This window comes from Sphaerochaeta sp. (genome assembly GCF_050256055.1).
Lineage (GTDB): Bacteria > Spirochaetota > Spirochaetia > Sphaerochaetales > Sphaerochaetaceae > Sphaerochaeta.
This window is the reverse complement of record NZ_JBFWIJ010000034.1, coordinates 22,331-30,344: the sequence shown is the minus strand read 5'-3', so window position 1 is coordinate 30,344 and position 8,014 is coordinate 22,331. Positions and strand designations below refer to the sequence as shown.

Sequence of the window (8,014 nt, the reverse complement as noted above, 5' to 3'; positions counted from 1 at the left end):
TACCTCATTATTTACCAAACTATTCGGAACAAAACAAGAAAAAGATCTCCGCTCCCTCTACCCTCTGGTGGAAAAGGTGAATCAGGAGGAATCGTGGGCACAAGCGCTCGCACCTGAGCAATTTCCCGAACAAACCTCGCGTTTCAAGGAACAGATTGCACAGGGTACCGGCTTGGAAGAGCTGTTGCCCAAAGCATTCGCTCTGGCTCGGGAAGCCGCGAAACGAGTCCTGGGAGAACGTCACTATGATGTGCAGATCATGGGAGCCGTCGTCCTGCACCAAGGCAAGATCCTGGAGATGAAAACCGGTGAAGGAAAGACGCTCACCTGCGTACCTGCAGCCTATTTGAATGCCCTTGAAGGCAAAGGTGTACACATCGTAACGGTCAACGATTATCTGGCTGGACGTGATGCTTCGTGGATGGGGCCGATCTATGAATACCTCGGCCTTTCGGTAGGCGTCATTCTTTCGGATATGGACAACGAGGCCAAACGGCGCGCCTACAGCAGAGACGTAACCTATGGAACGAACAATGAATTCGGTTTCGATTACCTGCGGGACAACATGAAGTGGTCGGCCGAGGAAAAAATCCAACCCAAGCACCATTACTGCATCATCGATGAAATCGACTCAATCCTGATCGATGAGGCCCGGACCCCGTTGATCATCAGCGGACAGAGTGAAGATGATTCAGCCCAAGTGACCGGGGCGGAGAAGATCGCTTCCTTCCTGGTGGAATGTGAAAAGAACCCGGAGACCGATGATTACTATGAACCCGATCCGCTTGCACGCTTCGACCGCAATGCCCCGGTTTTCGAGGAACGCGGCGACTACAAGCTGGATGAGAAACAGAAGAAGGTGTCTTTCACCAACCAGGGCATGACCCACATAGAGGAGTTGCTGAACAAATACCACATCATCCAGGGTTCCATCTATGCAGACGAGAATTTCGAGTACGTGCATTATGTCACCCAGGCGGTGAAAGCACTCAGACTGTACCATCTGGATGTCGATTACGTGGTATCCGATGGGCAGGTGCAGATCGTTGACGAATTCACCGGACGCATCCTGCATGGAAGACGGTACAGTGACGGTCTGCATCAGGCGATCGAGGCGAAGGAAAAGATCAAGATCCTCGGCCAGAACAAGACCTTGGCCACCATCACCTTCCAGAATTTCTTCCGCATGTACGACAAGATCAGCGGCATGACCGGTACTGCAGATACCGAAGCTCCTGAATTCCTGAAAATCTACAAACTCGATGTCGTCGTCATCCCGACCAACCGTCCGGTCATCCGCAAGGACTTCCCGGATTTGGTGTATTTCAACGAGCAGTTCAAGTTCAAGGCCATCTGCGATGAAATCGAGCAAGTCCACAAAACCGGTCAACCCATCCTGGTCGGTACGATCAGCATCGAAAAGAGTGAATTGATTTCCGTATTGCTTCGTAAGATGGGCATCAGGCATGAGGTTCTCAATGCAAAGAACCATGCCCGTGAGGCCTTGATCATTGAGGAAGCCGGCGCCAAGGGCGCTGTGACCATCGCCACCAACATGGCTGGCCGTGGAACCGACATCAAACTCGGAGGAAGCCTGGAAGCCCGCGCCCGCAAAATATGCGGAAGCGATGCACCGGCTGAGGAGATGGCCAAAGCCATTGAACAAGTGCTTCCAGCGTGGAGAAAGGATTACGAGGAAGTCAAGGCATTGGGAGGTCTGTACATCCTGGGTACCGAACGGCATGAATCCAGGCGTATCGACAATCAGTTGCGCGGACGTTCGGGCCGCCAGGGAGACCCGGGCACCAGTAGGTTCTTCGTATCACTCGAAGATCCTTTGATGCGACTCTTCGCTTCGGAAAATCTCCGTGGTATCTTGGGACGTATCGGCATGCAGGACGGTGAGCCCATTGAGCACAAGATGCTTTCCAATGCAATTGAAAAAGCGCAACGTCGCGTAGAAGACCGGAATTTTGAGATCAGAAAGCACCTGTTGGACTATGATGATGTACTGAATGAACAGCGCAATTACCTGTATAGTGAACGGGATACGATTCTCAGCGACGACCATCTGCTTGAACGAGTACGGGCGATTTGTCTGGAAATGAGCGATGAAATCGTCGATTCGGTATTCTCGGACAACAAGGAAGAGAACAAGGGTGCAAAAATCCAGGAACAGATTTTAGCGACTTTCCATTTGACTGTAGAGATGCTCGATCCTGAGGCGACCAAGGAACAGTACAAGGAAATCCTGCGCTCAAGCATCAACAAGGAAATTGACGACAAGGTAGCACTTACCGGGGAAAAACCCTTCAACGACTTCTTGCGGTTCAACTATCTTCGCCAGGTAGACCTGCGCTGGCAGGACCATCTCACCGCATTGGAGGATCTGCGCGACGCAGTGGGACTGCGCTCATACGCCCAGAAAAATCCTTTGGTGGAGTACAAGGTGGAAGGCTTCGAGATTTTCACCGAGATGTTGGAGAACATCAAACATTTCATGGCGGAAACCCTGGTTCGGGTACAAATCACCAGACCCGAACAATCCTATCAACGTCGCGAAGCCCCGAGAAGGACGGTCGAATCCCATTCTGCAAAGGGTGCCTTTGCAGCGGAAGCCCAAGGACCGAGGCAGGTCCGAGGCGGAGGGGATACCACACCGATCACCATCCGGAGGGATCAACCGAAGGTGGGACGCAACGATCCTTGTCCTTGCGGCAGCGGAAAGAAATACAAACACTGCCATGGCAAAAATGCCTAGGTAACGAAACAAGCCGGTTCCTTGTGAACCGGCTTGCTTTTCTTTGCCTGCTTGTCTAGAAAAATTGATTGGGATCGAGGGCGATTCCTGATTGTTCTATGCTGAAGAACAGCGTCGGACGCTGCCAGTCGGTCCCACTGGTTCCGATCGAGCCGATTGTCTCCCCCTTGGAGAGTGTCATCCCGATACGGACCTCGACGTTCTCCAAATGGCAATAGCTCGTCCGATATCCGCCTTCATGACTCAGTACGACAAACCTTCCACGTCCCTTGACTTCATATCCTGCATCGACTACTTGCCCTGCTGCCGAAGCAACAACAGCCGAACCATAGTCCCCTACGATCAGAATGCCCTTCAACGGTTCAGTGGTTCCGGTCTGTGGATCTTTGTAAGGTTGACCGAAAAGCGAACTGATCGTACCGACTGCAGGCTTCTGAAATTGAATCGGTGCAACGTCGGCAAGCTGGACCATGGAGGATGAAGAAGTATCGGGGATGAACAATTGCTGTCCTACGATGATGTTCTCACTTTTCAGTGCATTGATCTCCTGCAGAGTCTTCCATCCTAGGGAAGGACTGTACTTGCGGGCGATGGTGGAAAGCATATCTCCTTCACGGACAGTGTACAGTTGGCCGTCACGGTCAGGGATCCTGAGCTTGAGCCCCGGGCGGATCGCCTGGATGTTCCTGATCTGGTTGACACTGATCAGCGTCTCCGGTTTCAGGTTGTACAGAGCGGCTATTGCCGCAAGGTCCTCCCCTTCGGCAACCACATGATTGGCATACTGCACCCGCATGGAATTGGAAGGAATATTGACGGCCGGACGCTCATCGAGCGCCTTCGCCTGGGTGTCCACCACCGGAGCGTCGGATACGGACGGCAACACATCCGTCGTGGGAGTCGGGGCGGGAGGCACTTCCTTGACATCAGGGGCATCGGCGATCGTTTCCACTTTCGGAAGCACCTCTTGGATGACCGTCCCTCCGTTTTTCGCCTGGGAACCTTGGGCAGGGAAGAATTGGTACCAGATGACAATCACAACCACACAGATGGCTATTCCCAGCGCAATCGTCCACAGCAGACCTCGACTGGGTCTGGAGTGTTCAGCGTCATGTCCCCCTCTTCGTGAAGGACGTTCCTGCATATCATCGTAGTAGTCTTTTCCCATACCTCGACATTACCTTTCCTACATAGTAGTATAAAACAATCATGGCTACCAGTCAAAATCACTCGTATATACGGTTCTTCACCGTGATTATGCTGCTTGCATTGGGAATTTTCATCGTCAGACTGGCATTTCTGATGCTTGAAGGCCCTGTTGTTGGAAAAATATATGAAGATCCAGTGGTTGCACAACGGGTGGTACGCGGGACAATCTATGATCGGAACGGAAAAATATTGGCTATACAAACTCCGTATTGGGGGGTGTATCTCCATCTGAACGCCATCCAGGATCTAAAGAAAATCAGCGAATTTCTCGCTCCCTATGTACAGATGACCCCCCAACAAATCCAAGAAAAAGCATCCCACTATACCACGTACGCCCAGATCAAGGAAAAAATCGACGACCGCATGGTTGAACCATTGCTCAAGGCGGTGGATGAGAACAAGCTTCGCGGTCAGATCAATGTGGAAAAACGGCTGGGGAGAACCTACCCCGCCCAGTTCCATGCATCCCAGACGCTTGGTTTCATCAATACCGACCAGGAAGGCATCGAAGGAATCGAGCTCAGCCAGGAATCGGTATTGAATCCCTATCCAAGGCTGGGGGAAACCACCACGTATGGGCAAGACATCCAGTTGACCCTGGACCTCGACATCCAATACGCATTGGATGTGCAATTGCAGAGCATCTCCGAGATACATGATCCTGACTATGCCATCGCATTGGTTTTGGATGCAAAAAACGGGGACATCCTGGGGATGTCCAGCTATCCTTGGTATGATGTGAACAAGCTCTCCACATCCACCGCTCAAGAACGACTGAACCATGCAGTCAATTTTCTCTATGAACCGGGATCCGTTTTCAAACTGTTCAGCCTGGCAAGCGTACTGAAGAACGGCCAGGCCAAGGTGGACGAACTCTTTGATTGCGACGGATCATACAGTTTCATGGCCGGAAACTCCAAGGTGACGATCAACTGTACCAGCGCCCATGGAAAAGTCGATCCAGTCACTATGATCGCCAAATCATGCAACGGAGCCATCGTCCATTGGGCCATGCAGACAGATCCCGAGGCATTCTATTCTGTACTGAAGGATTTCGGATTCACTTCCAGTTACGATATCGGACTTCCTTCCAAGGCGAAAGGGCAGATCGCCCCACCCTCCGCTTGGTCCGGCCGTTCCGAGGCGACGATTGCATTCGGACAGGAACTCTTGACCACAGCCCTGCATCTTGCCGTTGCAGCCACCGCTCTCGGGCCTTCCGGAGAACTGCTCCAACCGCATCTGATCCTCTCAAGGACCGACCCGGTCACCAAGCAGGTCACCTACCAGCGCAGCCGAACCGTCATCTCCCAGTTGCTCAACCCCGAGGTGACCGCAATCATACGCAAGGGGATGCATGCAGCAACCCAGGAAGGGGGAACCGGGACGCTGGCACAGGTGGAGGGAATTGATATGGGGATCAAAACGGGAACCGCTCAGCTGCTCAATCCCCAGACCAACAGCTATGAGGATGGTACCGTACTTGCCTCAAGCCTGGCCCTGGTACCTATCGACAATCCCCGGTATATCATCTATGTCGCCGCCGGAAATCCGAAGGGAGCAAGCATCTGGGGTTCGAATATTGCAGGACCAGCAATCAAGTCGATCGTCCAGACTCTGGTCAGCCAAGGAAAATTGGTGACGAAAGGAACGGTAGTACGCTAGAGCACCGGGAAGAACTGGGAAACATCGAGACTGAGGCCGTTGAGACGTTGCATCAGATCTGATGCCTCGGCAGAGTGAAAATCCTCCGGAATAGCCTGTCCGTCGGTTACGTACAGCAAAGGCAGTTGGGTGTGCTGGGCGAAGGCAAGAACATTGCCGATGCTTTGGGTCTCATCCAGCTTGGTGACCACCAAAGCTCGGGCGCGTTCTTCGCCGAATAATCGATATTGATTAACCAGATCACTGAATTTCAAGCTTGCACTTACCGCCAACAAAGTGAATACCTGCTGGTGGGGAAGCTCAGAGAGTAAGTCATCCAGTCTTTGCCGCAGATCCTCATCCTTCACGCTGCGACCGCTGGTATCCACCAGGACATGGTCATATGCCTCAAGGTCGGGCAGCAGGGCACGCAACTGGGCAACCTCCCCGGCTTCATACAGGGGAAGGGAAAAGGAGGCGGCAAACTGCCTGATCTGCTCAAGGGCACCGATCCGGTGTACGTCGAAGCTCAGCAGGGCGACTTTCTTGCCTTCCTGGGCACGGAGATGGATGGCCGTCTTGACCAGACTGGTCGTCTTGCCTACACCGGCTGGCCCCACCAACACCATGAATTTTCCTGGCAACCTGTTTTCCCATTGCAGTGAGGAAAAAAGCTGCTGGAGCAAGAAGATTTCCACCTCGGCTTTGCCGGGGTGTTCCTCACCGTGAAATCCGTCAAGGATACGCTGTAGGTACTCCTTGGGAACATCATTTTGATCGAGCAGCTGGGAAAGGTATCGATTGCTGTCGAACACTTCCGGAGGTGCAACCTCCTGGGGTGTCTTCTCCCCTACCAAATAGAAGGTTATTTCACAGCAGCTCTTTTTTCGAAAAACGGAATTCGTATGAAAATCCTTACGGGTGTGTACACGGACACCCTTGCCGTACTCTGTTCGAGCCTGCCTGAGTGCACTCTCATAGTCCGTGGAAACAAGCGTAAGGAATTCCACTTCCCCCTCCTAGAGTATGAACTTGGACAGGTCCTGATCCTGCACCACATTATGCAACCGTTCATCCACATAGGCTGCCGTGATGGTGATGGTCTGTCCGCTCAATTCATCTGCGCTGAAGGAAAGTTCCTCCAACAACTTCTCCATGATGGTAAACAATCTTCGCGCCCCGATGTTGTCATTCGTATTGTTCACTTCATACGCAATCTCGCTGATCCTGCGGATTGCATGATCATCAAAGATAATTTCGACCCCCTCGGTTTTGAGCAGTTCTCGATATTGCATGGTGATGGCGTTCGCCGGTTCGGTGAGGATCCGGTAGAAATCATCGGAAGTCAGGTCGTCCAGTTCCACCCTAAGCGGAAACCGTCCCTGCAGTTCAGGGATTAAATCACTGGGTTTGGAGACATGGAAAGCCCCGCTGGCTATGAACAGGATGTGAGTGGTGTCAATCACACCCCATTTGGTCGAAACGCTGGTACCTTCTATGATCGGGAGGATGTCCCGCTGCACACCTTCACGGGAGACGTCGATGCCGGAACCACTCGATCCGCTCTTGGCAACCTTGTCGATCTCGTCGATGAATACGATACCCATCTGCTCGACCCGCTCCTTGGCTTCATCGATGGCGCGGTCGGTATCCACAGCCTTCTCCGTTTCTTCCTCGGTGAAGATCTCGCGGGCCCGCTTGACGGTGAGTTTCCGGTTATGTCCCTTACCGTTTCCAAAGATGGAACCGATGCTCTGCATCGCTTCCTGGAGCTCTTCCATATTCGGTTGTCCCATGACCTCGATGCCGACACGCTTGCGACTCTGTACGTTGATCTCCACCTCGCGTTCATCAAACTTGCCGTCTCGCAGCATTTGCCTGAAGCGTTCGCGTGTAGCTCGCTGGCTGTCAGTGTAATTGGAACCCACAGGGATGACATCGACCGACGGCTCATCCTTCATCTGTGGCAGTAGGATATCCAAAAGACGGTCCTCAACCCGAAGCTTGACTTTTTCCTGTTCACGTTCGGCAAGTTCGGCTTTCACCTGCTGGACGGCTACTCCCATCAAATCTCGGATGATCGACTCAACGTCCCTGCCGACATACCCCACCTCGGTGTATTTGGTGGCCTCCACCTTGATGAAGGGGGCATTCGAGAGCTTGGCGATCCGTCGGGCAATCTCCGTTTTTCCCACACCGGTGGGTCCGATCATGATGATGTTCTTCGGCGACACCTCATCGCGGATGTCGGGAGGCAGTTGTTTGCGCCGGGTACGGTTGCGAATGGCAACCGCGATAGTCCGTTTCGCTTGTTGCTGCCCGATGATATATTTGTCCAGTTCCTTGACTATCTGGGAAGGCTTGAGTTCGTCAAGCTTCCTCGTTGCAATTGCTTCCATA

At 52.7% G+C, this 8,014-nt stretch carries 5 protein-coding genes; 2 read left to right on the top strand and 3 right to left on the bottom strand.

Features of this window, described 5'->3' with window-relative positions:
- Positions 1-2,761 (top strand): preprotein translocase subunit SecA (gene secA, locus AB7C91_RS12160; protein ID WP_428591809.1); only part of this gene is annotated, 2,761 nt, incomplete at its 5' end.
- A 55-nt stretch (positions 2,762-2,816) separates the two neighbouring features.
- On the opposite strand, the gene AB7C91_RS12155 is transcribed toward secA, so the two are convergent.
- Positions 2,817-3,929 (bottom strand): M23 family metallopeptidase, encoded by a 1,113-nt coding sequence (locus AB7C91_RS12155; protein WP_332448284.1) that lies wholly within the window; start codon positions 3,927-3,929, stop codon positions 2,817-2,819.
- Between the two features lie 41 nt (positions 3,930-3,970).
- On the opposite strand from AB7C91_RS12155, the gene AB7C91_RS12150 reads away from it, so the two are divergent.
- Positions 3,971-5,635, top strand: a complete 1,665-nt coding sequence (locus AB7C91_RS12150) for a peptidoglycan D,D-transpeptidase FtsI family protein (protein WP_428591805.1) — start codon at positions 3,971-3,973, stop codon at positions 5,633-5,635.
- On the opposite strand, the gene AB7C91_RS12145 is transcribed toward AB7C91_RS12150, so the two are convergent.
- Positions 5,632-6,624 (bottom strand): hypothetical protein, encoded by a 993-nt coding sequence (locus AB7C91_RS12145; RefSeq protein ID WP_332447584.1) that lies wholly within the window; start codon positions 6,622-6,624, stop codon positions 5,632-5,634. The two genes, AB7C91_RS12150 and AB7C91_RS12145, sit on opposite strands and share 4 nt — an antisense overlap.
- A 9-nt stretch (positions 6,625-6,633) precedes the next feature.
- Positions 6,634-8,013, bottom strand: coding sequence for an ATP-dependent protease ATPase subunit HslU (gene hslU / locus AB7C91_RS12140; RefSeq protein WP_332447585.1), 1,380 nt, complete (start codon positions 8,011-8,013; stop codon positions 6,634-6,636).
- Between the last annotated feature and the right edge of the window lies 1 nt (position 8,014).